The organism is Pseudomonas sp. GB2N2 (genome assembly GCF_054897705.1).
On record NZ_CM142701.1, the window covers coordinates 1104043 to 1128975 of the forward strand.

A 24933-nucleotide genomic window follows, 5' to 3' on the forward strand; every position below is an offset into this window, starting at 1 on the left:
TCAGTTCGCCACGCTAATAATTACAAGATGAGGTACCCCCATGAACGTCAAGATTTCCCACACTGCGACTGCCCAGAAATTTATCGAAGAGGCCAGCGGCCTGCACAACGATGCCGGTAACTCGCGGACCAAGGCGCTGATCTATCGCATCCTGCGTGATTCGGTAAACATCATCGAAGACCTCGCCGTGAGCCCGGAAGAATTCTGGAAAGCCGTCAACTACCTCAACGTGCTGGGTGCGCGTCAAGAGGCAGGGCTGGTGGCGGCCGGGCTCGGTCTGGAACATTACCTGGACCTGCTGATGGACGCCGAAGACGAGCAGGCCGGTAAGGCCGGTGGCACGCCGCGCACCATCGAAGGGCCGTTGTACGTGGCGGGCGCGCCATTGTCCGAAGGCGAAGCGCGGCTGGACGACGGCGTCGATCCGGGTGTGACGCTTTTCATGCAAGGCCGCGTGTTCAACACCGCTGGCGAGCCGTTGGCCGGTGCGGTGGTGGATGTCTGGCACGCCAACACGGGCGGCACTTATTCCTATTTCGACACCACGCAATCGGAATTCAACCTGCGTCGCCGCATCGTCACCGACGCCGATGGCCGATACCGTTTCCGCAGCATCGTGCCGTCGGGCTACGGTTGCCCGCCGGACGGTCCGACCCAGCAGTTGCTTAACCAACTGGGCCGTCACGGCCAGCGTCCGGCACACGTGCACTTTTTCATCTCGGCCGCGGATCATCGTCATCTGACGACCCAGATCAACCTCGACGGCGACCAATACTTGCACGACGATTTCGCCTACGCCACCCGCGATGAACTGATCGCCAAGATCACCTTCAGCGATGATCAGCAACGTGCGGCGCAGTACGGCGTGAGTGGGCGTTTTGCCGAGATCGAATTCGATTTCACCTTGCAGTCGTCGGCCCAGCCTGAAGAGCAGCAGCGGCACGAACGGGTTCGCGCACTGGAAGACTGATCGCACCAACCCTGTAGGAGCGAGCCTGCTCGCGATGGACGTAAACGATGACGCTGGGTGCCTGATTCCCCGCGGCGTTCTCGAGTCCATCGCGAGCGGGCTCGCTCCTACACTAAAATCACCCGATGCACCCCATAAGAACAACGAGAGTGACTCGATGATGCAAGCGCAACTGTTGAGTCAGCGCAGCGCCGTATTCGACCATGCCGACCCGTACGCGGTGTCGGGCTACGTCAATCAGCACGTCGGCAACCACTGCATCCTGATGCCCCGCGCCGGGCGACCGCTGGCCAGTCTGAACCACCGAAAATTCGCCAGCCTCGACCTCTGTCGCATCAGCTACGGCGGCAGCGTGCGCGTCACCTCGGGTGCGCTGGAAACCATCTACCACCTGCAAGTCCTGCTGCGCGGCAATTGCCTGTGGCGCGGTCACGGTCAGGAACACTACTTCGCCACCGGCGAGTTGCTGCTGATCAATCCCGATGATCCGGTAGACCTGACTTACTCCGACGATTGCGAAAAATTCATAGAATTCCTCTAGGTCCTCCATTTCGGAGATCACTACGATTAATAATCGCAGGGCAATTTCTCAGGTGGTGCAATATAAAATCAATTTTTTTATAGGCGAGATAAGACTTATGCCGATGAATATTAACAACCCTCCGAAATTTAGTGAGCCAATGACTAAATGAATTTTTTGGGCGGTATTCAGACTCACCAAAAATCTCCTAAGTGCGTTAGTGATCTCTATTTCATAATAAAAGAAGTTTCAAGCTGTCGGTCGTGGCAGGTATGACCCGTGCAGCGACCGGCCCCGGCTTCAAATGTAAACAATTGGCTGTTCAAGCGAGGTCGAATATAGCTATAGTCGCGAACCCCGACATGACCAATAAAAGACCCCATACACTCCACTGTAAAATGGCCAATCTACGTCTCAAGCCAGTCGGAGTGTTTTTCAGGTCTTCCAAACTTACTTCTCCTCTTTTCAGATAAAAGTTTGGAAAGGTTACAATTCCAGAAATGCCTCCTATAAGCATTAGATTTCCCAAGGGGCCACCGTGTCTGAGAGGTGCTCGGATCATGATTGCTTCACAGTTTTTATAAAGTTCGAGCATCATATCCATCTTTGTGTAGGCCATATGCAATGCGATAGCTATCCAAGCTAATGCAGCTGCAAAGTAAATTAGTCCGATGCAGGCAATTAACAAGTCAACAGTTTCAACGTTCATTTAGTGGTCTCATAAATTTTCTCTCCAATTAACTCGCCGCCCTTGCCTCCACCAACGCCGCCGACAATAGAACCAACTCCCACTACAACCAGGCCGCACACAAGAGCAGCCGTCCCGCCAGTCGGTACGGAAAGTGCTGCACAGACCCAGCCTACGGTTGAGCCAGTGATCGCTGCTGAAGCGAGTGCTCCACCTGCCACCCCTCCGGCAAAACCCCCAGCTTCGGTAAATTTCACCTTCTCACAGGCCTCCACATTGCCTTCTGCACAAACACCCTGGACCTTGATTACTGAAGCGCCACCACCCACCGCCGTACCCACCCAACCACCATATTTGACGTACTTCGCCGCTTTGGAAACGGCATCAATATGCGTGGCATAACCAGGAATCTGTCCAATGGCACCCGCTTTTCGCCAACGATGAACAAGGCTTTTAGTCGAAATGCCCAACACGCTTTTCAGATTGGGATGATCCGGAAAACCGATGCTCTTTTTCGTAAGTTTGGTGAGCTGGGTATCCAACTGAGTCAGCAGGCGTTTGCGTTCTGCGTAAAACTCAGAGGACTTCAGGTGACCGTTGGCTTGAAACGTCCGGGTATGCAAACTCTCGATGTCCCGCAAAATGTCCCTCACGTCGTCCAGGTTTTTGGAAAACATGGCCAGTCCGGCACCCGCCCCGAGCGACCCTTTGGAAATCAGGAATGCAATCTCGTCATAGTGCCGCGCCATGAAGTCAGCCTCTTCCGAACTGAGAGGCTCCAACGCTCTATTTACATTGCCCGCCGCTTGCATCAACAGCGCATCTTCGAACGTACAGAGATGATTGTTTGGGTCGCTGAGAACAATCATCGTCCCGGCCTTTACCTGATCCAGATTCGGGTTCAGGGCCTTGAACTTGGCGATGACGGCGGGGGAGGCGGAAGTGAACAGTTGAGCTTCCAGTTTGTCAGCCGTCGTACTTCTGGGCACCACGTAGAACCCGGGATCTTCCTGTGGGACTTCTGCGGGCCATCGCTCTCGAGGGAAAAATTTCAGGTCAGGAACTGGATGCGGCGCAGAGACTGCCGCCAATGTGCGGGGTGAGCTTGTGCCAGAGGACTTGAGATTTTGTGCATGAACGAAGCGCAATAAACGTTCCGGGTCAGGTTTCAATGAAGGTTGTGTGAGCGTTGAGGCCGGAAGTCTCTTAACCCGTTCATTTACCGAACCCTCAGCTTTTCGCGTAACGGCTTGCGACTGGATAAGCAAGTCTCGTTGTTCTTGCACAAGCGCCCGTAAACCTTGCTCCGGAGTTTTGTAGCCCTGCGCAACATCGTCCGCGATGCGCTTCGCATAAAAGGCGACTTCTCGGTTGAAGCGCTCGCGTAACAGACCATGAGCAAGATGACGAACGCCGAGCGTGCGCGCTTGCCCCATCAGTCTGCCCGCCGCGCTGTCAACGTCCCACTGCTCACGAGGATTCATTGCTCTTCGCCCCATGAGCTGTATCCGGCGGTTTTTGCCAGATGATGGACCCAGGTGATGTCGCGGTAACGAATAGCCACGTGTTCCTGAGCTTCCGCGTCGTTTTGCAAAATGGCATGCGGTACTTCAAGCGTCAGGTCGACAATGACCCCGCCATTGATCGACACGGTGTAAAACTTTTCCTGCATGCCAAAGGACGACACGCGGTAGAAACTGATCGCGCAGTTGATTTCTTCTCTGTTTGAAAGCGCTTGAGCGAGCAGCGGTGATGATTTGTCGACCGCTTTGGTGATGATGATCGGGCTGTGAGTCGACCTGTTGATGTTGCCGATGTTGCCGATGTTGCCGATGTTGGTCATGTTGTGGCTGTAGGACAACACCATGATTTCGTCCGTGTGTGTGGCCTGGTACTTGTTGCCAATAGAGTCCTGGGTTGAACAACCCGCTGAGATCATTCCTTGAGCTTTGCCGTTTATGGTCATGTAACCGTGATTAGCCATGGAAACCACTCCTTGTAGTCAGGTCGGCAGTTTATGGCAGAAGTTGTAAGCAGTTATGTAGTCCGATTCCGAAAATGACGCCGTGGGGTGAGCGCTGCACAAAACGGATAAAGGTCTGCACCCAGCGGATAGTCCATCCTAGTACCCCGTCCTAGCATGAGCCTTGCCTGAACTGCATCTGATCTACGGAGTGACCCACGATTTCAACCTGGTGGAAATGGATCGACTCGAAGCCTTCGCCGCGCGTATCCCCAATTTCAGCTTCAGCGCCTGCGTGGCCAGCCCCGACAGCCAGCACCCGCTCAAGGGATACGTGACCCAGCACATCGAGCCGAAGCATTTGAACGAAGGCAACGTCGACGTCTACCTGTGCGGGCCACCGCCGATGGTCGAGGCGGTGAGCCAATACATTCGCGAACAGGGCATCAGCCCGGCGAACTTCTACGACGAAAAATTCGCCGCCAGCGCCGCATAAGCATTTGCCGCGCGGGATTGGCGTGTGCACGAGGTACACATGAAAAGATTTCACGAAAAAGTCGCGTTGATCACCGGTGCCGCCCAGGGCATCGGTCGACGCGTTGCCGAACGCATGGCCGCCGAAGGGGCACGGTTGATACTGGTCGATCGCTGCGAACTGGTGTTCGAAGTGCAGCAGCAATTGGGCCAGAACAACCAGGTACTCGCACTGACTGCCGATCTTGAGCAGTACGATGAATGCAGCCGCGTGATGCGCACCGCGGTTGAGCGTTTCGGGCGACTCGATATCCTCATCAACAATGTCGGCGGCACCATCTGGGCCAAACCGTTTAAGCATTACGACGCGCCGCAAATCGAGGCCGAAGTCCGCTGCTCGCTGTTCCCGACGCTATGGTGCTGCCATGCCGCGCTGCCGGTCATGCTGGAGCAGGGCAGTGGCGCGATCGTCAACGTTTCGTCCATCGCGACCCGCAGCCTCAATCGCGTGCCATACCGCGCGGCGTACGGGTCAATGCGACAGCGCCGGGCGGCACTGACGCGCCTCCGCGGGCGATTCCGCGCAACAGTGCTGAACAACGCCCTGAGGAAAAGGTGTGGTACCAGCAGATCGTCGACCAGACGCTCGACAGCAGTTTGATGAAGCGTTACGGGACACTGGATGAACAGGCTGGCGCCATTCTGTTTCTGGCCAGCGACGAGGCGTCCTATATCACCGGAATGATCATGCCCGTGGGCGGCGGCGACCAGGGCTGAGACACGCCTGAAGCTAGAGGCGACGCTGGAATGCTCTGACGATCCTGAGTGTGGCGTCGCTGGTGTTGAGATTTTGCACGGCGTCCAGTGGGTACCACATGCAGTCGAAGATTTCATTCTGCGGGCGGGCTTCATCCGAATTGAGCACCGACGCTTCGTAGACGTGGTGCCGGGTGCCGCCCGAATCCAGCTCCATCAGGTACAACAAGTCATCGACGCCAAGTCCGGTTTCTTCCCGCAGTTCGCGTATGGCGGCGGCCGGAATAGTTTCCCCGCGCTCGACCTTTCCGCCGGGCAACGTCCAGCGACACCTTGGCTTGCGCACCAGGAGAATGTGCCGATCTTGTTCGCAAATAACGGTCGCGCGTACTTTCATGTGTTACCCGATTGCTCGATGTCACAAAACAGCCATAAAAATGCAATATTAAGGCCGATCCACGCTTTTGCGGGCCTCTGTGTGGTTGGAGGTGTCATGAGCACTGAAGTGCAACCGGATGGCGGAGTACTGTCGCGACGTTTGGTCGACCGCTTGGGGGGCATTTGGCCGCAGGCCTTCGCGGCGTCTCTGCCCGGTTACATCGCAAGGCAGAAAGTGGCTGGAACGCAGCCAGACAGCAAATAAGTAGCTCGCGCCTACAAAAGAAGGTTTTTCCGGCCTGTGTTCATCCCGTTCAGTGGGCTTTATTGCGACTGATGGCCTTCGCTTTGACTTCTTCGGCATAGCCCGCCAGTCGCTGTTCGTCGCCCTGAAACAGCTCGCACAGCCTGAGGGCTGCCTGTGCATCGACTTCATTGCCCGCCAGTCGCAATTGATCCGCCAGACGCAACAGTTCGACGGCCGACCACCTCAGATCCGACGCAACGCTTTGCAGGTCCCGCCGAAGTTGGTTTTCTGCTTCGTTAAGCCACATGACGATCTCCTGAGCATTCTCCGCTACGAAATTTTAGTCGCAATTACCGGGGGAGGGCGTTTTCTTGGTCTGAACGGCTGGGAGTGCCTTTGGTCGGGAAAATGAACGAGAACACGCAGAGCCGGTGTCGTACTGGAATGGTTAATCTCGGCCAGGGTGAGGCACGTTCAAATGACGACTACCGATGATTTCAGGTTTCACGCGCATGAGCTGATCGTCGATCTGGACGCAGCAACCACGGAAATGATGATGCTGATTTCTGCCCATGAGTTGAGCGGTCCGGAGTGGGAGCGCGTCACCCACTGGCAACATGAAGCCTATGAAAGATGGATGACGTATTTGAACGAGCGGTCCTATCCCGACAAAAACGCAAACAATCCCGTTCCCTGACATCGGTTTATCAAATGGATGTCTGCGTGACGGCGCGCTACATTTGCTTTTTCAGGAATAAGGACGCGCCATGCGCACGTTGATTGTGGGGGGCGCGATAGCGCTGTTGGCGGGCTGTTCACTACCGGCATCGCTGGTGCCGGGCGAGCCAAATGTCAGCAAATACAGCGCGAAGCCGCCGAAAGAGTACGCCGCGTGCGTACTGCCGGCGTGGCAGCAAGTCGTTTCCAGCACGACCCAAACCGGGATTTCCAACGGCTACCGGATCAAAGCGCCCGGCATCATCTCCGCGGACGAGATTCTGGATATTGTCAAATCGAAGGATGGCAGTCGGGTTTCGCTGTATCAGGGCCCGCCATGGGCCAAATCGGGTGCCCTGCGCGAGGCGGTGCGTGACTGCCTGTAGGGCTTAGTCGGAAATATCAGTGACCGGGATAGTCTGCTCGCCAGCGACCAGGGCCGCAGTCTTTTTATCCCGGCGATCGCTCATCCAGTTATCCACCCGCTCGCTGAACTCGGCCGGCGCCTTTCGTCCCACTCTTCTCGCAAGATCAAGAACGGTCTGTTGGGCGAGGGCGTCTTCCATGCGTTTTTGCGCGGTCATCATCACCGCATGCACCGAGCACAGGCCTGAGAGCGCCCAGTCAGGGGCCTCGCCTTCGAAGAGGGCGCAACGCCCGCGAATCTCGCGACAATCGAAAATCAGCTTCTGACCGTCGATGGCGTTGACGATATCGAGGACGCTGATTTCGTCGGAGGGCCGCGCGAGCTTGAACCCGCCGCGCACGCCCTCGGTGGCCACCACCAGTTTTGCCTTGGCCAGTTTGGTGAAAATTTTCGCCAGATAGTCCTGCGGCACGCCTTGCAACTCCGCGAGGTCGCGCACGCTCGCCTCGCGGGTGTCACCGCCATTGCCCACCAGAAAAAGCAGGCAATGAATGCCGTACTCAACGCCCGCGCTATAAAGAGACATCTTTATCTCCGACTAATGTTGTCGCAAATGGTAACAGTTGCACGTCAGGCAAGCAACGAAGCTGATCGGTACAGATTGTTTCCGGTTTAACCAAGGGCTTGGCATCTTGGTTCTCCGTCAAGCTATCAAGCGTTGCGATAGCAGTCGTCTAAAAAACCGATTGCGTTATTCAACTGGGATCAATACATTCGTAGTTGCTCGGTCGGCGCTGTAAAGCCCATGACCTTAAACAAATTTATTGATCGGCCTTCTCGTGGAGTAAAAAATGAAACAGCACATCCTGGTAATCGGCGCAGGTTTTGGAGGCATGTGGACGGCTTTGAGCGCAACGCGCCTGTTCAACATTCATGGTCACAACGATGTTGAAGTCACTGTCCTGGCGCCGCAGGCCGAACTGCGGGTGCGTCCACGCTTCTACGAGCCGAACGCACACCAGTTGGCCGCACCGATCGGCGAGCTGTTCGATGCAGTCGGCGTGAAGTTCATCAAGGGCGCTGCGGAGACCATCGACGTCGCACAAAAAACCGTCGGCTACATCGATGCTTCGGGCGCCAAACAGGTGTGCAGCTACGACAAACTCGTTCTGGCCACCGGCAGCCGTCTGGCCATTCCGGCCACCGCCGGGGTGGTTGAGCATGCATTCGACGTTGACCAGATAGAAGAAGCCGTCCGCCTGGAAAACCACCTGAAATCCCTGGTTAATCTTCCTGAAAGTAGAGCACGCAACACCGTCGTGGTGGCGGGTGGCGGCTTCACCGGGATTGAAACGGCGACCGAAATGACCGCACGTTTGCACGCCATTCTCGGTAATGAGGCTGATGTCGAAGTGATTATCGTCGACCGCGGCGCTCAGATTGGCGGCTCCATGGGCGCGGAAATTGCCAGGTCGATCGAAGAGGCCAGCGTTGAAACTGGTGTGAAATGGCACCTGAAAGCTTCGGTGGTTTCCGTGGATGCCAGCGGTGTCGACTTGAGCGATGGCCAGCGTATCGACGCTAAAACCGTGGTCTGGACCACCGGTGTGCGCGCCAGCTCGCTGACCGAACAGATCCCCGCCGAACGTGACCACTTGGGTCGTTTGCACGTGGACAGCCACCTGAAAGTCATCGGTCAGAACGATATCTTCGCCACCGGCGATGTGGCGTATGCCGCCTCTGATGACATCGGCAACTACGCGCTGATGACCTGCCAGCACGCCATCATGTTGGGCCGTCATGCTGGCAATAACGTTGCCGCGCAGATTCTGGGCGTGGACCCTACGCCGTATAGCCAACCGAAGTACGTGACCTGCCTGGACCTCGGCGCCTGGGGCGCGGTGTACACCGAAGGTTGGGATCGTCAGGTCAAATTGGTGAAGCAAGAAGGCAAGAACCTGAAGACGCAGATCAACACAGTGTGGATCTACCCGCCAGCGGCTGACCGCGCAACCGCATGGGCTGCAGCGGATCCTTTGATCCCGATTGCATAAATCGCCAGGCTTGTCCGCCAACTGAAAATCCCCCGAATCCTCATGGATCGGGGGATTTTTTGTCGTGTGAGATTCACACCTGCACCATGGGGTCTTGCGGCCATGAAATAACATGTGTATTTTTTCATGAAATTTAAATAACAAAATTTCACGAGGCTCGCATGTTCCAGCAATCTACCCGCCACGTCGCCAGCTACTATGCCCACACGTGCGCGGATCATTTGGTGGAACGAGCCGCTCTGGAAGGCGAGCAGGACACCGAAGTGTTGATCATCGGCGCCGGTTTCAGTGGTTTGCACACCGCACTGCGACTGGCGTTGGCCGGCAAACGTGTGACGTTGCTGGAAGCCAGTCGAGTGGCGTGGGCGGCGTCGGGGCGAAATGGTGGACAGGCGATTCTCGGTTGGTCCTGCGATATGCCGCCGCTGGAGGCTGCGCTGGGTTACGAGCGCGCGCGACGGTTGTGGGACAGCATGCGCTGGGCTGCCCAGGAATTGCGCGCGTTGCCCGGACGCCATGATTTCGATTGTGACTACCGGGCCGGTCATCTCTGGGCATCGGTGCTACGGCGTCGGGTGAGTTTGCTGACCGAGTGGCAACACGAGGCAAGCCACAAATGGGGCCACGACGGATTGCAATTCATTCCACGCGAGCAGTTGCCGCAGTGGGTCGCCAGTGAGCGTTATCAGGCCGGTTTGTTTGATCCTGAAGGCGGGCACCTGAATCCGCTGAAACTGGCGCTCGGTCTGGCCGGCGCCATCGAGCGTGCCGGTGGGCGCATTCATGAACAAAGCAAGGCGCTGAATTATCGCGAGGCGGGTGGCCGTTTCGTGGTCACCACCGAGCGCGGGCGTATTCGGGCCGATGTGCTGGTACTGGCGTGCAATGCCTATCTCGATCGACTTGATCCGAAGCTGTCGAGTTGCGTGTTGCCGGTCGGCACTTATCAGGTGGCCACGGCGCCGCTGTCGGAAGGACAGGCAACCGCGCTACTGCCCAGCAATGTCTGCGTGACCGACAATCAATTCGTCCTCGATTATTTCCGCCGCACGCCGGACAACCGGTTGCTGTTTGGCGGTGGATGCACGTACCTGGGCGGCATGCCGAAGGATATCGCTGCCGCGACCCGGCCGTTCCTCCATAGGGTGTTTCCGCAACTGAAAGGCGTCGAACTGGAATTCGCCTGGGGTGGGCATATCGACCTCACGCTCAAACGCACGCCTGATATAGGTCGGCGCGGCGATCTCTACTGGCTTCAGGGTTACTCCGGCCATGGCGTGCTACCGACCTTGGCCGGGGCGCGCGCGGTGTCCGACGCGATACTCGGGCAGCCGGATGAACTCGCCTTGTATCAGGGCCTGGTTAACGGCAGTTTTCCAGGCGGCAAGTACATGGCTGCACCTCTGGAAGCTGTCGGCAAAGCCTGGTATTGGTTGCGCGACAGCCTTTGAATCGCACATTTTCTGGAAGCTTTCAGATGGACATGCAAGAAGAAATCTCGGCGCTGGCGATCCTGATTCAGGACCTGCGCAAACACAAAAAATACACACTGAAAGAGCTGGCGGACAAAATCGGTCGCTCGGTGGGTTTCCTCTCGCAGGTCGAGCGTGGACTGTCGCGCCCGACCGTCGCGGACTTGACCGCCATCAGCGAAACCCTCGGTGTGCCGACCACCTATTTCTACAGTCTGCCCAAACCCATGGCGTTGCCGTGGGTGACCCGGCCGGACGAGCGCCGCACACTGTATTACGCCGACGGCATCACCGACATCCTCGTCTCGCCGAAAATGCGCGCGTCGTTCTCGATGCTCGAAAGCAGGCTCGAGCCCGGCGCCAGCAGCGGCGACCGCCACATGAACGACAGCTCGGAGCAGGGCGGTTACGTTCTGGAAGGGCAACTGACGCTCTGGCTGGATGACGATCAACCCATCACCCTCGGCATAGGCGACAGCTTTCAGCTCGCCAGCCACACCCATTGCCGCTACGGCAATCTCACCGATCAGCTCACCCGAGTGCTCTGGGTATACACCTGATAAAAACAACGAAGGAACAACATGATGGATGCTGTCTGCTCTGATCTGGTTGCTGAAGTTCGCGCGTTTCGCCAACGCTTCCCGGATGTGCGTTACGTGGACCTGATCTCCCTGGACATTCCCGGGCATTTCTACGGCAAGCGTTATCCGATCGAGATGCTCGAAAAAGTCGCCGCCGGCAGCGCACTGAAGTTGCCGCAGAATTGCGTGTTGTTGGGCACCCAGGGCGGGCTGTTCAAAATCGGCGACTACTGTTTCAACGACGGTGATCCGGACGCGCCACGCCGTCTGGTGCCGGGCACGCTGAAAATCGTCGACTGGGAAAAACAGCCTTTGGGGCAGATGCTCATCACCTCCGACGGCACTGAAAAACCGATCGTCTTCGAACCCCGCGAAGTGTTGGCGCAAGTTCTGAAACGGCTCGCTGGCAAAGGTATTTTCCCCGTGGTGGCGTTCGAGCTGGAGTTCTACCTGTTCGACCGCCAATTAAGCGACGGCTTGCCACAGTTTGCGCGCGATCCGCTGACCGACGATGCGGATGATCAGCCGAACATGCACATCGAACGCCTCTCGCGATTTGCGACGGTTCTTGATGACATGGTTGAGACGGCACAGGCGCAAGGCATCGACACCACGGTGATCACTGCCGAGCTGGGTCCGGGCCAGTTCGAGATCAACTTCGGCCACCTCAATGACGGCCTGCGAGCCGCCGACTGGGCGGCCCTGTTTTGCCGCAGCACGCGCGGCGTCGCGATGAAACACGACTATCGCGCCAGTTTCATGGCCAAACCCTACTTGCAACACCCCGGCAGCGGCATGCATGTGCATGTCAGCCTGTATGACGAGGCGGGCAATAACCTGTTGGCGGCAAACGAGCAACAGCCGCTGCGCCACGCGGTGGCCGGTTGCCTGGAGTTGTTGCCGCATTGCATGCCGATCTTTGCTCCGAACCACAACGCAATGCGGCGATTGAGTGGCACCGTCAACGTCGCGACCCGTGCCAGTTGGGGCTTCGAAGATCGCGATGCCTGCCTGCGTGTGCCTGAGTCGGATGCTAAAAACCTGCGTATCGAACATCGTCTGGCCGGCGCCGACGCCAACCCGTATCTGGTGTTGGCGGCCATTCTGGTGGGGCTCGAACAAGGGCTGGAAGCGGGGCGCGAACCGATTGCACCGCTTAACGAAGATCGCACCAGCGGCATCGACTTCCCATTGGAGATGCTGGAGGCCGTGCGCTCGATGCAAAGCCATGCTGGACTGCGGGAAGGTCTGGGTGACGAGTTCTTGAATGTCTACTGCGAAAACAAGCGTCAGGATCACTTGGCATTCCTGCACGACATCAGTGCGCGAGAATATCGCTGGTACCTATAAAGACCGTTAGTCGCCCGCTACCCATAAAAATAGTGTGGATATATAAGGGGTTAGAAATTTTAGTAACCAGATGGTGAATAAAATTATCTTGTTACACACGGAAATATTCCGTAACATCGGCGCCGCGTTCACCACCACGGTTTATGCATTTTTAAATCCCGGGCGTCCATCAGCTGCCCGGGATTTTTTTTGCCTCCCGCCAACGTACGACTGTTAAGCCCCGTAGATGATTAAAGCGGAGAGCTGAATTTTTTTTGAAATCAAGGGGTTGTCAGCCTCGGGAAATCAGTACATAATTCACGCCATCGAAAGCACTGACCGCTGAAAAAGCTCAATGTTTTCAAGGAGTTAGATCTCGTATCTAGTCCAAGTTTGTATGCGTTTGGTGTTGTGCTACATGACATCAGATGCTTGAGGCCGAGTAGCAAAATGGTTATGCAGTGGATTGCAAATCCACCTACGCCGGTTCGATTCCGACCTCGGCCTCCACTTTAAAACAGCTCCGTAGATCGATGATTTACGGAGCTTTTTTATTTGCGCTGCCCTGCAAGATTTAGTCTTGAAATGGGCGTTTGCGAACTTGCTTCACCGGGACGGGATGTATATATTTCGTCCTCTGTTGCACAGGCGTCAGAGCTGACAGATCCACCTGGGTCAGTTTTCAGACTGCTTACCGCGCTACCGCCCGAATGGCGAAACTGGTAGACGCATGGGACTTAAAATCCCCCGCTCGTAAGGGCGTGCCGGTTCGATTCCGGCTTCGGGCACCATCTAAAATCAAGGGTTTGCGGGCGAAAGCTGATGCAAACCCTTGTTTGTTTCTAGGTCGCAATTATTGAGTTGGTTCGCACTTCGCTTTTTGCGATACCTTTCTGCCTTTGCCTTGCCTTTTCATTTGCGGATGTATTGCTCGGTCATAATTACCGTCGTATGCCCAAGTTGATCTTTCGCCTGCATGATGTCGCCATTCGATTCAGCCTTGCTCCCGGCTGTCCCCTCTCTTCCCGACCGATATCCCAGTAACGCTAGCTCCAGTGTCCCGCTGGCTGAAGGTCGACTGTAAAAGAACTAAGTCTGGGTTAGGTGTATTGGAAACCTCTAAATACGAGTCTGCACTGTTAGAGTAATCGCTTTATCCAGTGTATGAATTTACGTTGCTACAGATGTACTAGACTGTTAATAGCCAAGGCAAGGACAGACTTCAATCGAAAATGAAATCCTATCTCTCGACATCCGAAGTATGGAATATGATTCTTTTCAGCGGGCCGTGACGATTAACAGCGAGGTTGTGGTTAAGCCTATACAAGAGGGGGTTGAAAGTTTTATTGTTCGCAATGAATGTCATAACAGAATCAACGGAGAGCGTTCCATTAATAGTTGTCGCCCAGAATGGCAGTTAGTACTGATTCAGCCAGTATTCTATGACCGAAGTCATTTGGATGATTAAATCCGTTTCCGGTGAGATCGTAATCTTTTTTGTTTTTAAGCATCATTCTCCATGTGCTTGTTACGTCGACAACCATGATGCTCTCGTTTTCTTCTGAAATTTGGCGCAGGACATCCAAGTAAAATGAGAGGAGTTCGGTCTTTTGGATAGGACTTTCTCGATTTGCAACAGTGCTGCTCACCAGCAATATGGGGACGTCTGGTTGATCGGATCTAATGGCTGATATGACTCGCTGCAGGTTTTTTTTGTATTTTTCCGGCTTGGTGGTACCACTATCGTTCATACCAAAGCCTAATACGATGAGGTCGCTCTTTTTATCCAAAACCCTAAAGCTAACTGCCGAAACAGCATCGCGTGAATAAATGCCTCCCACTGAATTGTTACGATATTCCCACAAGGTAGGGTATTTAGTGTCCATGTAGGCCATGACTAACTCCGCATATCCCGGCTGGTTCGGTTCCGAATACACACTCGAGGCGTTTCCCCCCTGAGTGATGGAGTCACCGAAGAATGTAACCTTTAACGGATTTTTCCCAATCAATTCGGAAAGATGTCCGAGCGAGCCATAAGAAATTGGATTAAATACATCCTTCTTTTCGTAGGTTACTGCGTATTGATATTTTTGAAACTCCAGCGTTATTTTAACTCCATATTTATTTTTGTCGTCATCGCTGATGTTTCCTGAGAAGCCGACAGGCGCTTTTTTTATCAAGCTTCCTGGTAATATCTTTATTCCTTCATCGTTTTGTATGTAGTCGATGAGTGGTCTAAGGATTTCACCGCTGGTTGGGTTGTAAACCAAGAGAATGCGGGACGGAGCGAATATTGTTTTATGTTCGTCTGAACGTCCTTCTTCAACGTAAAATGATTCGCCGTAGACTATTGGGCCTGTTAACGCTCGTTGATCAATATGGAATTTGCGGACAACGTAATCGCTGCATTTTATATTGATGCAAGAATGAAAGTCTTCATCTATAAATGCTCCGTCAGGCCCGCTGGCAGCGAAAACAAAGTTGCTAACGAAAAGCAACGTTAAAAATAGTTTGGCGATCATGGCGTCCTCCTTGAGTAAAGGTGATGTTAGCTTGACAGCCTCCAGTTTGATGGGTGTCCGTAGCTGAAATTATCGGCCTAGCGATCTTAGCCAAAGATTTTTGGTCCATACCATTGTTTTTGGATTTTCTAGTGATTGGCTGAATCACCATCATAGGACCGCAGGTGCTGCAGTGAGGGCCGCGGCAAGAAGCCTGGTGGGCCAAATCTCTCTTGCCTGGACGATCCGCAACCGTTTGGATGAAGGTAAGGACAGCTCATGGTGGGGGGAGGGCCACGCCGGCGTCTGAAAAAAGCCTTGGCAGTTCGGTTGCTGGAACAGGTTTCCTGTTGCCCTCATTCTGTAACGAGATGCGACTACTGTGTGGTGGCGAATTGGTATTGCTCGAAATTTCGAGTATTGTCGCGCCCAATCTTTTCGAGCAGTGGACGTTGGTATTGATGGACGATTCTTCAATAGTTACGAAACAAAAGACGCACTCGGGTTATGAAATCGTTGTTACTACAATCGGTCCCATCAGAACGAAGCCAGACGAGCCAGAAAATACGCTAACGCATCACGAGATCGAAATCTCGGTCTGGTTTCGCGGCAAAGAGCTTCGAGAGGTACGTGAAGTTTCTCCCTTGCGTTTCGCGTCGCGCGACGATGCCGATGATTTCGGCTTTGAGATCGGCCGGATGATTGTGAGGGAGCGGCGCAACTCAACTGCCCAAAAGCTTATCGTTCGCGCGCGTAATCTTTTCGAGCTACCACGATGGCTGTTCCGTAATGAACGCATTGGCTCGCGATTGCGTCGCGAAACGGGTGAGATCTAATAACAAGGCTTTGCAGGTGAGCGCTCAGGCAATCCTGGGCTGCTTCTGATCCACTAAACCTGACTGTCGTTTTCTTCAGTATTGCGCCGCTCAATGCCCGAAGGGTTTCCAGTATCCACAAGCCGTCTCTCCACCAGGACATTTTGCAGTGCCTGGCGCGCGGCAGGATCCAGCTGATGTTCTCTCTCCTTGAGTTCCAGCAGAATTGGGCTGGACCAAGCGCGGTAAGTGTTCTCCGCAATATGAATAGGTGTCATTTTTCTCCTCCTTGATTGGTCCCAAACAGCGGACTATGCAGTTTCGATGAGATTGAAACCCTAGTCGAAGAAGTGGCCTGTCGCCAAAAAATCAAGGTTTCTACGGGGAATCATGGGAGAGGCGGCTGAGACAAATGTCACAACCGCCAGACCTGTCAGCTAAACGAAGGGTTGACCGGTAAAACCACGAGGCAATCGTTGCAGTCCGGCCATTGCGGTCAGCCGCTCGACCCATGCTGCGCGCCAGTCATTGGCGGTGTGAGTGAGTTTGGCTTTGCGTGCGGCGCGCCGTGTAACGTTGCGCTGGTCTTTGCGCGCATCCTTGAAAGCATCAGTGTTTCGGCAGCTTCTGCATTTCACCCGGGTCAGTTCAGTGGATGAGGTGAGATTGCTGCCTTTGTGACCGCAGGCGAGATGCCCGCCAGTTTTGAAGTGAGTAACCATTAGACGTCTCCTTAGTGACGTGTAAGGTTTTGACCTTCCTCAAGTCGCGACGTTCGGCGCCCGGGCGGCAGCCAAAAAGAGGCCCGCGTGCGGGCGGGCCAAGGGGTTCATCAAAAGGAGTAGGTTCACTGTACGGCGTAAGTTGTGAATACCGTGTGAAATGACCAGGCCAAAAAATCCCGGCGCCTGGCCGGGTGGAACTCCGCTTTAGATGATCGGGCAAAGACGCGCCCGATGACGAAAACGTCGCCTTTCATGCGCCCTGAATCAAACCATATGTTCGTATCCAGATCAGTCTCATCTGAATCGAGGCAGCGGCTTGTCGATCGGTTTGAGCGAAGACAGCGTGTTGCGGATCAGGGGTGTGTCCTTCTCGATGTCATTGAGGCGATCACGAATTCTGAGGGCGGTGGGATGTCCGCCCTGATGATCAACCCAATCGGCGATTTCCTTGCACGCGGCGGCAAGGCGCGCCTGGCGTGAGTCAAGCAGGGTGAGCAGGGTGGTGATGGACTCTTTTTCGGACATGGCAAACACCTCCGTCAAGAAACCTGGCTGTAGCAGCAAAAGCCCGCGTGGTGCGAGGTCTCTGCCAATGGGGTTGCTGATCCTTCAGCCAACTCAGTATAGACCCGGACTTCAACCCTGTCGGGCTGTCACCTGGGACCGGGCATTAAGTTGCTGACACATGCGTTGAGCGTCTTCTTCACGATCGAAACCGTCGCCGATGAAGCCGTGGGTGCGCGTATCGGCGATGCGATACCAGACCGCCGCGTCAGGTGGTTGATGATCGACTTCCCCGGCTCGGCGGCCATGAATGATGATCTTGTTGCAGCGTTTCACAACGAAAATGTCTTCCATGGCGCCACCGAAGCTGATTTCTGTCACACCAACTATAGAAGCCATTGGTGATCGTGCAAAAAATGGGCAGGTCAGTTCGTCGGTTGAGTCGCCTCGATCATCCTTTCCAGGTACATCGCCAACCCGACTTCCTCTGCCCTGAGCCCTTTACGCACGCGCGGTCGCGGCAACTGCGCCAGTGCGCCCAACAGAAATCCTTCCATTACCCCCGGGTGAATGTAGCACTTGCGACAGACCGCCGGGGTATTGCCGAGTTGTCTGGCGACGTTCTTGACCATGTCCACCACATGGCGCTTGGCATCCGATTCGGGCTCCCACTGCAATTCACGCAGCACCGCCAATGCCAGCGCGCTGCCGGCCCATGTGCGGTAATCCTTGGCGGTGAAGTCGGCACCGGTGAGGGTTTGCAGATAGGCATTGACGTCGGAGGAACTGACAGTGTGCCGCTCACCATTTTCGTCCAGGTATTGAAACAGATTTTGTCCGGGTATTTCCTGGCAGCGTTTGATGATTCGCGCCAGGCGCCGGTCTTTCACGGTGATTTGGTGTTCGACGCCGCTCTTGCCACGGAACTGGAACTTGATCGCACTGCCGTTGACCTCGACGTGACGGTTGCGCAGCGTGGTCAGCCCGTATGAGCGGTTGTCCCGCGCATACTGGGTATTACCGACTCGAATCAGCGTGGCATCAAGGAGGGTGATAACCGTGGCCATGACTTTGTCGCGGCTGAACCCAGGCGCTTCCAGAAGCGCTTCGAGTTGTTTGCGCAGTTTCGGCAGGGCCAGGCCGAAGTCCCGCAGACGCGAATACTTGTCGGCATCGCGGACTTCGCGCCAGCGTGGGTGATAACGATATTGTTTGCGCCCTCGGGCATCACGTCCGGTGGCCTGCAGATGCCCGCGCGGGTCGGCGCAGATCCACACATCAATGTACGCCGGGGGCACGGCGAGGGAGTTGATGCGTTTGATCTCGTCCGCATCCTTGATGCGCTGACCTGTGGGGTCAAAGTAGCAAAACTTGCCGCGCAGTTTTTTGCGGGTGATGCCGGGCTGGGTGTCGTCGACGTAATGCAGGTCGGGTGGCAAGACGTCGGGCAATGCGATATCGGACATGGCGGTAATCCTTGGCGATCAGGGGCCGTTACAGCCATTGACCGCGCGCCGTTGCAGAGGTGCCAGCAGATTCACGCCAGCACCGCCACAGCCTTGATCTGCGCCCAGAGTTGCTGGCCAGGGCGCACGTTCAATTGATCCCGAGAGTAACGGGTGATTCGTGCCAGCAGAGGCGTGCCGACGGCGTCCAGCCGAATCAGGACGTGAGCAGCGTTATCCGCGCCCAATTCACTGACCACGGTGACCGGCAGACGGTTGAGAATGCTGCTGTGCTCGACGCTGTGCAGGCTCAGACTGACATCCCGCGCCTGAACCTTGCACCGCAGCGCCTGGCCAACGTTGAGCGGCGTGTGCGCAACGCGAATGTTCACGGCGCTCCCCGGGAGTCGCAACGTCAGTAACTGATAGTCGGCGTCATACGCGCTGACGTGGCCCTCGATCACCACGCCAGCGTCATCGCCAAGCGCCAGTGGCAGATCGAGACGAGCCAGGGTTTCACCGATGGGACCACTGGCCAGCGCCTTGCCGTGGCTTAGTAACACGATGTGGTCGGCCAGCCGCGCCACTTCATCCTGGGAATGACTGACGTACAACACCGGAATGTCCAGTTCGTCGTGCAACCGTTGCAGATATGGCAGGATTTCACTTTTGCGTTGCGCGTCCAGCGCTGCCAGCGGTTCATCCATCAACAGCAGTCGCGGGCTGGTGAGCAGAGCGCGGGCGATGCCGATGCGTTGCCGCTCGCCGCCGGAAAGGTGCTGCGGATGCCGATCCAGCAGATGGCCGATGCCGAGCAGTTCCGTCGCGTGAGCCATGTCCACCCGGCGCTGCGGTTTCGGAATACGCTTGAGGCCAAACTCCAGATTCGCCAACACCGAAAGATGCGCAAACAGACTGGCTTCCTGAAATACATAACCGAGCGCACGTTTGTGCGGCGCTACAAAGATGTTCTTGTCGCTGTCCTGCCAGACTTCATCGTTGACCTGAATAAATCCCTGTTCGGCACGTTCCAGTCCCGCGATGCAGCGCAGGCACGTGGTCTTGCCAGATCCGGAGTGGCCATATAGAGCGGTGACGCCACGTCCTGGGAGTTGCAGATCGACGTCGAGGGCAAATCCCGAATAACTCAGTTTCAAGCGCGTAAGAATCATCGATCAGCTCCAGCCCGCTTTGGTTTTACGGCTGGAGTAAAGCGCCAGCAACACGGCAAACGAGAACATCAGCATTGCTCCGGCCAGCCAGTGAGCCTGAGTGTATTCCATGGCTTCGACGTGATCGTAGATTTGCACCGAGACCACGCGGGTCTTGTCGGGAATGTTGCCGCCGATCATCAACACCACACCGAATTCGCCGACGGTGTGGGCGAAACCGAGGATCGCCGCAGTAATGAAACCGGGTCGGGCCAGCGGCAGGATCACGGTGAAAAAGGTGTCCCATGGATTGGCACGCAAGGTCGCGGCCACCTCCAGCGGGCGGGTGCCGATGGCAGAAAATGCGTTTTGCAGTGGCTGGACCACGAACGGCATCGAGTAAAGCACCGAGCCAATCACCAACCCCGCAAAACTGAAAGTGAGGGTGCCAAGCCCTAGCGACTGAGTGAACTGGCCAATGAACCCGTGGGGGCCAAGCGCCAGCAACAGATAGAAACCAATCACTGTGGGGGGCAGCACCAGGGGCAGGGCGACGATCGCCCCGACCGGGCCGCGCAGCCAGGACTGGGTGCGCGAAAGCCATAACGCAATCGGAGTACCGATGATCAGCAGGATGACTGTTGTCAGTGACGCCAGTTTCAGGGTCAGCCAGATCGCGGAAAAATCGGCACTTGATAGCGTCATTTAGAGTTGATAACCGTAGGATTTAATGACTGCAGCGGCTTTCGGACCTTTGAGGTATTCAACCAGCGCCTTGGCGGCCGGGTTGTCCTTGCCTTTGTTGAGGATCACCGCGTCTTGTTTGATCGGGTCGTGCAGGCTGGCCGGAACGATCCACGCCGAGCCGCCGGTGACTTTGCCGTCTTTGTAGATTTGCGACAAGGCGACGAAGCCCAATTCAGCGTTGCCAGTGGAAACGAACTGGTAGGCCTGAGTGATATTCTGGCCTTCAACGATCTTGTCCTTGACCTTGTCGGTCAGGCCCAGCTTGGCCAGTACCTGAGCGGCGGCCAATCCATAAGGTGCAGCTTTCGGGTTGGCGATGGACAAATGCTGATATTGATTGTCGCTCAGCACTTTACCCTTGGCGTCGACATAACTTTCTTTGGCCGACCATAGCGCCAGGGTGCCGATGGCGTAGGTGAAGCGCGACCCCTTGACAGTGTCGCCTTCGGTTTCGAGTTTTTGCGGGGTGGTATCGTCCGCCGAGAGGAACACTTCGAACGGCGCACCGTTCTTGATCTGGGTATAAAACTGGCCGGTTGCACCAAACGAGGTGACCAGTTTGTGCCCGGTGTCTTTTTCGAAATCAGCGGCGATGGCCTGGATGGGGGCAGTGAAGTTGGCCGCAACGGCTACCTGAACTTCGTCGGCCTGTGCAGCACCGATGGCGAACACGGCGAGAAGGCTCGCAAGGCAGGTTGGGGCAAAACGTGAGGCACGAATGGTCATGAAACGGCTCCGTGGTAGGCAAGTACAGCGAGGGGTGAAAACGCTATATAGTCGAATATATAGCGAATTGCCTGCAAACGGAATGTGTTGGATGCGATGTTTCAGGCACACCCCGAGCCTCGGCAGCTGCTACAGGGGGCGTATCAGCGTCGTATTAGTTTGGCCAAACCTTCTTCCGCCAGGCGTTGCGTCAACTCTGCCGTCGTCATCTCGACCCCCAGGGTGAACGCCTGTCCCGCCCAGAGATTGCTGAAATCTGCTTCACCTTTCGCTCGCAGTGGCATCAATGCACCGCCAGCCAGTGGAAAGGCCGGCGCCTTGTCGTTCATCGGCCCCAGGTCACGCATCACCCGATTCAGAATGCCCCGCGCCGGGCGACCGGTGAACAGATTGGTCACCGCGGTCTCGCTTTCCTTCGCTGTGCGCAATGCCTTGTGATGGGAAGCGCTGACCTTGGCCTCTGGCGTGAACAAGTACGCCGTCCCCACCTGCACCGCCGAGGCGCCCAACAGAAAGGCCGCCGCGACGCCGCGTGCATCGGCAATGCCACCGGCGGCAATCACCGGGACTTTCACTGCGTCAACGATCTGGGGTACTAGTGCGAAGATACCCACCTGGCTGCTCAGGTCATCGCTTAGGAACATGCCCCGATGCCCGCCGGCTTCGTAACCCATGGCGATGATCGCGTCACAGCCGTGCTGCTCCAGCCAGATGGCCTCTTCGACGGTCGTGGCTGATGACAGCACTTTGGCCCCGGTCGCCTTGACCCGATCGAGCAGGGTTTTTTCCGGCAGGCCAAAGTGAAAGCTCACCACTTCAGGACGGAATTCTTCGATGACTTTGCAGGTCGCGTCGTCGAACGGCGCACGATTGGACACCGGTGTCGGCGCATCGAAATCCACGCCCAGTTCCCGGTAGTAAGGCTCCAGTAAATTCTTCCAGTCCCGGGCGCGTTGCTCGTCGGCGGCCGGCGGTTGATGGCAGAAAAAATTGACGTTGAACGGGCGCTGGCTGTGTTGCCGGATCGTCTTCAGGTCCTCGCGCAATTGCTCAGTGCTCAGCATGGCCGCGGGCATTGAGCCCAGGCCTCCGGCGTTGCTCGCCGCGATCACCATGGCCGTACCGGTGGCGCCGGCCATTGGCGCCTGGATGATCGGCAGCTCGATCCCGAGCAGATCAAGAATTCGGGTGTCTGGCCATTGGCTCATTTGCAAGGTTCTCCGGAGTCAAAAACAGGGCAGGGACGGTCGATTGGGAGTTGTACCAGCAATGACAGGCGCTAGACCAATCGAGTTTTTGCATCGGGTGGGTTCCCTCAACGCCGATGCAGTCCGCCGCCACCGCCACCACCAAACGAGCGGTTCATGACTTGGGATGAATTGTGATAGTTGTTCAGGCGATCGTTGCCGAGAGAGCGCGCCGCAGATTCGCGGTTGAGGTTTTGTACCTGCGCATTGTTAGCAGGATTGACCCGCTTCGCACCGCCGACCATCGACTGCCAGCCGTCGTCGGTTTTCTTGTAAACGTTGCCGTCATGCCCGGCGTAAACGTTGTCGCCGACCCTCGCGGCGCTACTGTTACGGCCGCGCACACCACCGATCTGCGTGGAATTGCCGGTGTTGGGGTTGTAGACTGCGCCGCGGCCAGCAGTGACCTGATTGCCCGTACGCGCGTTGCCCGCCGTCACCTGGCGACCGGCAATGGCGCCACCGTTGGGGCCAACCGCCACGCCGCTGCGCCCGGCTGCGTAATTGCCGTTGTAGACGTTGTGTACCGCGCCGCGCTGCCCCGCAGCCGAGATACCGGTTCGCGAGTTGTAGGAGGCGCCGACCTGACCAGCCCAGCGATTCCCCGTCCAGGCGTTGTACCCGGCGCCATAGCGACTGACCGAGGCGCGGTCGCCCCATTGACGGTAAATGTTGCCCGTGGAGCCGGCCCAGCCACCGGGCCCCCAGGCCACTGCACCGCCGTGGTAACCATAGGCAGCGCCGCCCCATGGCATGGGGGCCGGATACAAATGCGGTCCCCAGGCATAACCCCACCCGTAATTTCCCCACCACGGATAAGCGCCCCAGCCCCAACCCATGGCCACGGTGCTGCCGCCCCAGCTCCAGCCGAACCCGAAGCCGAATGTCCAGCCAGTCCAGGGCGTGTAGCGGATCGCGACGCCAAAACCGTAGGTCACCGGCGGCCCGTACCAGTCGCTGCCGACCCACGGCGTATACGGATAACCGGTGCCATAGACCACTACGCCACTGTTCGGGTCTACCGTCGAACCCTGATAGCCTGGCGTATAACCGACGACCACGGTATCGCCGCTGGCTTCATAGACTTTCACGTAAGTGATGTAGTGCATCGGCGAGCTGGGCGGGATCGAATAGATCACTGCAGGCACAGAGGTCGCGACCGACCACGGGCCTTGAACCGAAGTGGCGTTGAACCAGATTCCGTTCTCCACGGCGTACCAGCTTTTGGCATCGACCATGATGATCGGCGTCGGACTGTTAACCACGTATTGCAGCGTCGTCCCGGTTATTGCTTTGAGCTTCGGCTCACCGTCAAAGGGTGGCGCGGTTATTTTGACCTGGCTTTTCTTGATCGCCGACGTCTGTGGAATGGTCGCCGCGATCGCCGCTTCCCTCGCTTGGGGAGTACCGGCCACCGACGCCTTGACGTTTTCTTTGGCGCTGTCATCGGGAATGTTGGCAAAGTCCGCCGGCAGCTTGTCGGCGGGGGCGAACGTCCACGGGCCATTCATATCCGTCGCACGGAACCACCGGCCGGAGATCAGCACGTAACTGTCCTGATCACCGATTTCCTTGAAAATATGCCCGGTAGTGTTTGTGACATAGAGCAATTGAGTGCCCTGGATCGGCTGCCACTGCGGCGTGCCATCGGTGACGATCAGCTCGGTGGGCGCCATTGCGATATAAATGTGCGGGATCGGCGGCTTGGCCAAGGTCGGTATTTTATCTTTCGGATCGCTCTGACCAGTCAGCAGGTCCACCTGACGGCTCTGAATCGCGGCTTTCTTGGCTTTTTCCAGGTCGGCGGAGGGCGCGAGCAACGGTGAATAGTCTCCGCTCAACCCGTCAGCCACCATCCAGCCGTCGAACACGTGCAGATAGTGTTTGCCCTGAGCGTCCTTGAGCAACAGCGGCCGAGTATTGATGACTCGCTGCAAGGCTGTGTCGTCCACCGGACGATAGGCGGGCTCGCCATCGATGTACACCAACAATGCTGGAACATCGGACGTGATAATGGTCGGCGGCGTGTTTTCTATCGGGTCGTCGCTGGATTTCTGTTCTGCGGCGAGCACCCCGACAGCGGCTTCGAGCTGATCGAGGGAAATGGTTTTCTTGCGATTCGCCGCGTCTTTCTGCAGCGCCGCGACCCAACTGTCGGATTGCGCTGCGCTTGAGGGAAAATCGGCTTTGATGAGTTTGTACTGATCGAGTGCTACCCAGCGTGTCGCCTTGTCGACGAGGGTGTGGGCACTGAATTGCACGATGCCATAGGTGGATTTTCCGTCCTTGCCGGTGGCTTCTACCGCCGCTCGGGCCTGAAGGGTATAGCCGTCCCAACTGTCGAGCTGTGGCTGATAGATCGTCAGTTTGGTGTCGCCACTGGTCAGTACTTGCGGCCAGCTAGGGCTAGCCGGAGCCTGTTCGGTGGAGGCGGGTGGCGCTTTTGCCGACGCAGCCTGAACGCCGGTAAAAGCCAGCAGGCAGAGCATCAGCGAAACAGAGAGGGCGCGTAAGTGAGGCATTGTCAGCTCCATCGACAGGACAGTTCTCGCGGCA

25 protein-coding genes, 2 tRNA genes and 4 pseudogenes are annotated in these 24933 nt (G+C 56.5%); 13 read left to right on the top strand and 18 right to left on the bottom strand.

All coding sequences use genetic code 11. The features are described from left to right. Positions 1-40 precede the first annotated feature (40 nt). Entirely contained in the window at positions 41-970 is a 930-nt protein-coding gene (gene catA / locus ACYZT4_RS05125; RefSeq protein ID WP_461985782.1) for a catechol 1,2-dioxygenase, read from the top strand. Positions 971-1130: 160 nt separating this feature from the next. Continuing rightward, positions 1131-1499 (top strand): annotated as a pseudogene (locus ACYZT4_RS05130) (AraC-like ligand-binding domain-containing protein); the annotation flags it as partial. 313 nt (positions 1500-1812) lie between these two features. On the opposite strand, the gene ACYZT4_RS05135 reads toward ACYZT4_RS05130, so the two are convergent. The 3 genes from ACYZT4_RS05135 to ACYZT4_RS05145 are packed head-to-tail and all read right to left on the bottom strand — an operon-like array spanning position 1813 to position 4162. Then, on the bottom strand, positions 1813-2199 hold the full coding sequence (locus ACYZT4_RS05135) for a hypothetical protein (protein WP_461985784.1): 387 nt from the start codon (positions 2197-2199) through the stop codon (positions 1813-1815). Then, complete coding sequence (locus ACYZT4_RS05140) at positions 2196-3662, bottom strand: hypothetical protein (RefSeq protein WP_461985786.1); 1467 nt, start codon at positions 3660-3662, stop codon at positions 2196-2198. Before ACYZT4_RS05140 ends, ACYZT4_RS05135 begins: the two co-directional genes overlap by 4 nt. Beyond that, entirely contained in the window at positions 3659-4162 is a 504-nt protein-coding gene (locus ACYZT4_RS05145) for an Hcp family type VI secretion system effector (protein WP_461985788.1), read from the bottom strand. Before ACYZT4_RS05145 ends, ACYZT4_RS05140 begins: the two co-directional genes overlap by 4 nt. 172 nt (positions 4163-4334) lie before the next feature. On the opposite strand from ACYZT4_RS05145, the pseudogene ACYZT4_RS05150 reads away from it, so the two are divergent. Both ACYZT4_RS05150 and ACYZT4_RS05155 read left to right on the top strand, forming a co-directional pair. Continuing rightward, positions 4335-4637: pseudogene (locus tag ACYZT4_RS05150) on the top strand (benzoate 1,2-dioxygenase electron transfer component BenC); the annotation flags it as partial. A gap of 39 nt (positions 4638-4676) precedes the next feature. Further along, positions 4677-5392: pseudogene (locus ACYZT4_RS05155) on the top strand (1,6-dihydroxycyclohexa-2,4-diene-1-carboxylate dehydrogenase). Positions 5393-5405: 13 nt separating this feature from the next. Here ACYZT4_RS05155 and ACYZT4_RS05160 read toward each other — a convergent pair. Further along, positions 5406-5768, bottom strand: a complete 363-nt coding sequence (locus ACYZT4_RS05160; RefSeq protein WP_461985790.1) for an NUDIX hydrolase — start codon at positions 5766-5768, stop codon at positions 5406-5408. A 295-nt stretch (positions 5769-6063) separates the two neighbouring features. Further along, a complete protein-coding gene (locus ACYZT4_RS05165) occupies positions 6064-6303 on the bottom strand; it encodes a hypothetical protein (RefSeq protein WP_461985792.1) in 240 nt (79 codons plus the stop codon). A gap of 171 nt (positions 6304-6474) precedes the next feature. Between ACYZT4_RS05165 and ACYZT4_RS05170 the strand changes: the two genes are divergently transcribed. Beyond that, entirely contained in the window at positions 6475-6693 is a 219-nt protein-coding gene (locus ACYZT4_RS05170) for a hypothetical protein (protein ID WP_461985794.1), read from the top strand. Positions 6694-6763: 70 nt separating this feature from the next. Beyond that, positions 6764-7099 (top strand): hypothetical protein, encoded by a 336-nt coding sequence (locus ACYZT4_RS05175; RefSeq protein WP_461985795.1) that lies wholly within the window; start codon positions 6764-6766, stop codon positions 7097-7099. A 3-nt stretch (positions 7100-7102) separates the two neighbouring features. Here the strand turns inward: ACYZT4_RS05175 and ACYZT4_RS05180 are convergent, their stop codons facing one another. Further along, the gene (locus tag ACYZT4_RS05180) at positions 7103-7666 is read right to left on the bottom strand and encodes an RrF2 family transcriptional regulator (protein ID WP_461985797.1); all 564 of its coding nucleotides are present in this window, start codon (positions 7664-7666) and stop codon (positions 7103-7105) included. A gap of 265 nt (positions 7667-7931) precedes the next feature. Between ACYZT4_RS05180 and ACYZT4_RS05185 the strand changes: the two genes are divergently transcribed. From ACYZT4_RS05185 to ACYZT4_RS05210, 6 genes are all read left to right on the top strand, one after another. Continuing rightward, positions 7932-9134 carry an NAD(P)/FAD-dependent oxidoreductase gene (locus tag ACYZT4_RS05185; protein ID WP_461985799.1) on the top strand — a complete coding sequence of 401 codons (1203 nt, stop codon included), beginning with the start codon at positions 7932-7934 and terminating at the stop codon, positions 9132-9134. 161 nt (positions 9135-9295) lie between these two features. Next, positions 9296-10585, top strand: a complete 1290-nt coding sequence (locus ACYZT4_RS05190; RefSeq protein WP_461985801.1) for an NAD(P)/FAD-dependent oxidoreductase — start codon at positions 9296-9298, stop codon at positions 10583-10585. A 26-nt stretch (positions 10586-10611) separates the two neighbouring features. After that, entirely contained in the window at positions 10612-11166 is a 555-nt protein-coding gene (locus ACYZT4_RS05195) for a helix-turn-helix domain-containing protein (protein WP_461985803.1), read from the top strand. A 24-nt stretch (positions 11167-11190) separates the two neighbouring features. Further along, on the top strand, positions 11191-12537 hold the full coding sequence (locus ACYZT4_RS05200) for a glutamine synthetase family protein (RefSeq protein ID WP_461988554.1): 1347 nt from the start codon (positions 11191-11193) through the stop codon (positions 12535-12537). Positions 12538-12952: 415 nt separating this feature from the next. Further along, positions 12953-13026: transfer RNA gene (locus tag ACYZT4_RS05205), tRNA-Cys, on the top strand. Between the two features lie 194 nt (positions 13027-13220). Continuing rightward, positions 13221-13307 (top strand) — tRNA-Leu (locus tag ACYZT4_RS05210). A gap of 121 nt (positions 13308-13428) precedes the next feature. Here ACYZT4_RS05210 and ACYZT4_RS05215 read toward each other — a convergent pair. Beyond that, a pseudogene (locus tag ACYZT4_RS05215) lies at positions 13429-13521 on the bottom strand (tyrosine-type recombinase/integrase); the annotation flags it as partial. A 386-nt stretch (positions 13522-13907) separates the two neighbouring features. After that, positions 13908-15038, bottom strand: coding sequence for an SGNH/GDSL hydrolase family protein (locus ACYZT4_RS05220; protein WP_461985805.1), 1131 nt, complete (start codon positions 15036-15038; stop codon positions 13908-13910). Positions 15039-15412: 374 nt separating this feature from the next. Between ACYZT4_RS05220 and ACYZT4_RS05225 the strand changes: the two genes are divergently transcribed. After that, entirely contained in the window at positions 15413-15853 is a 441-nt protein-coding gene (locus ACYZT4_RS05225) for a hypothetical protein (RefSeq protein WP_461985807.1), read from the top strand. Positions 15854-15906: 53 nt separating this feature from the next. Here the strand turns inward: ACYZT4_RS05225 and ACYZT4_RS05230 are convergent, their stop codons facing one another. The 10 genes from ACYZT4_RS05230 to ACYZT4_RS05275 form a co-directional block, all read right to left on the bottom strand. After that, a complete protein-coding gene (locus ACYZT4_RS05230) occupies positions 15907-16110 on the bottom strand; it encodes a hypothetical protein (RefSeq protein ID WP_461985809.1) in 204 nt (67 codons plus the stop codon). A gap of 159 nt (positions 16111-16269) precedes the next feature. Continuing rightward, positions 16270-16554, bottom strand: a complete 285-nt coding sequence (locus ACYZT4_RS05235) for a hypothetical protein (RefSeq protein ID WP_461985810.1) — start codon at positions 16552-16554, stop codon at positions 16270-16272. Between the two features lie 297 nt (positions 16555-16851). Next, entirely contained in the window at positions 16852-17082 is a 231-nt protein-coding gene (locus ACYZT4_RS05240; protein WP_461985812.1) for a hypothetical protein, read from the bottom strand. A 111-nt stretch (positions 17083-17193) separates the two neighbouring features. Then, a complete protein-coding gene (locus ACYZT4_RS05245) occupies positions 17194-17415 on the bottom strand; it encodes a hypothetical protein (RefSeq protein WP_461988556.1) in 222 nt (73 codons plus the stop codon). A gap of 71 nt (positions 17416-17486) precedes the next feature. Further along, positions 17487-18527: a DNA topoisomerase IB gene (locus ACYZT4_RS05250; RefSeq protein WP_461985814.1), complete on the bottom strand. Its 1041-nt coding sequence runs from the start codon at positions 18525-18527 to the stop codon at positions 17487-17489. A 71-nt stretch (positions 18528-18598) separates the two neighbouring features. Beyond that, a complete protein-coding gene (modC, locus tag ACYZT4_RS05255) occupies positions 18599-19678 on the bottom strand; it encodes a molybdenum ABC transporter ATP-binding protein (RefSeq protein ID WP_461985815.1) in 1080 nt (359 codons plus the stop codon). A gap of 3 nt (positions 19679-19681) precedes the next feature. Then, complete coding sequence (modB, locus tag ACYZT4_RS05260; RefSeq protein WP_461985817.1) at positions 19682-20362, bottom strand: molybdate ABC transporter permease subunit; 681 nt, start codon at positions 20360-20362, stop codon at positions 19682-19684. Further along, positions 20363-21130: a molybdate ABC transporter substrate-binding protein gene (modA, locus tag ACYZT4_RS05265; RefSeq protein WP_461985819.1), complete on the bottom strand. Its 768-nt coding sequence runs from the start codon at positions 21128-21130 to the stop codon at positions 20363-20365. Between the two features lie 143 nt (positions 21131-21273). Then, complete coding sequence (locus ACYZT4_RS05270) at positions 21274-22338, bottom strand: NAD(P)H-dependent flavin oxidoreductase (protein ID WP_461985821.1); 1065 nt, start codon at positions 22336-22338, stop codon at positions 21274-21276. Positions 22339-22445: 107 nt separating this feature from the next. Continuing rightward, a complete protein-coding gene (locus ACYZT4_RS05275) occupies positions 22446-24899 on the bottom strand; it encodes an autotransporter (RefSeq protein WP_461985823.1) in 2454 nt (817 codons plus the stop codon). Positions 24900-24933: the final 34 nt, after the last annotated feature.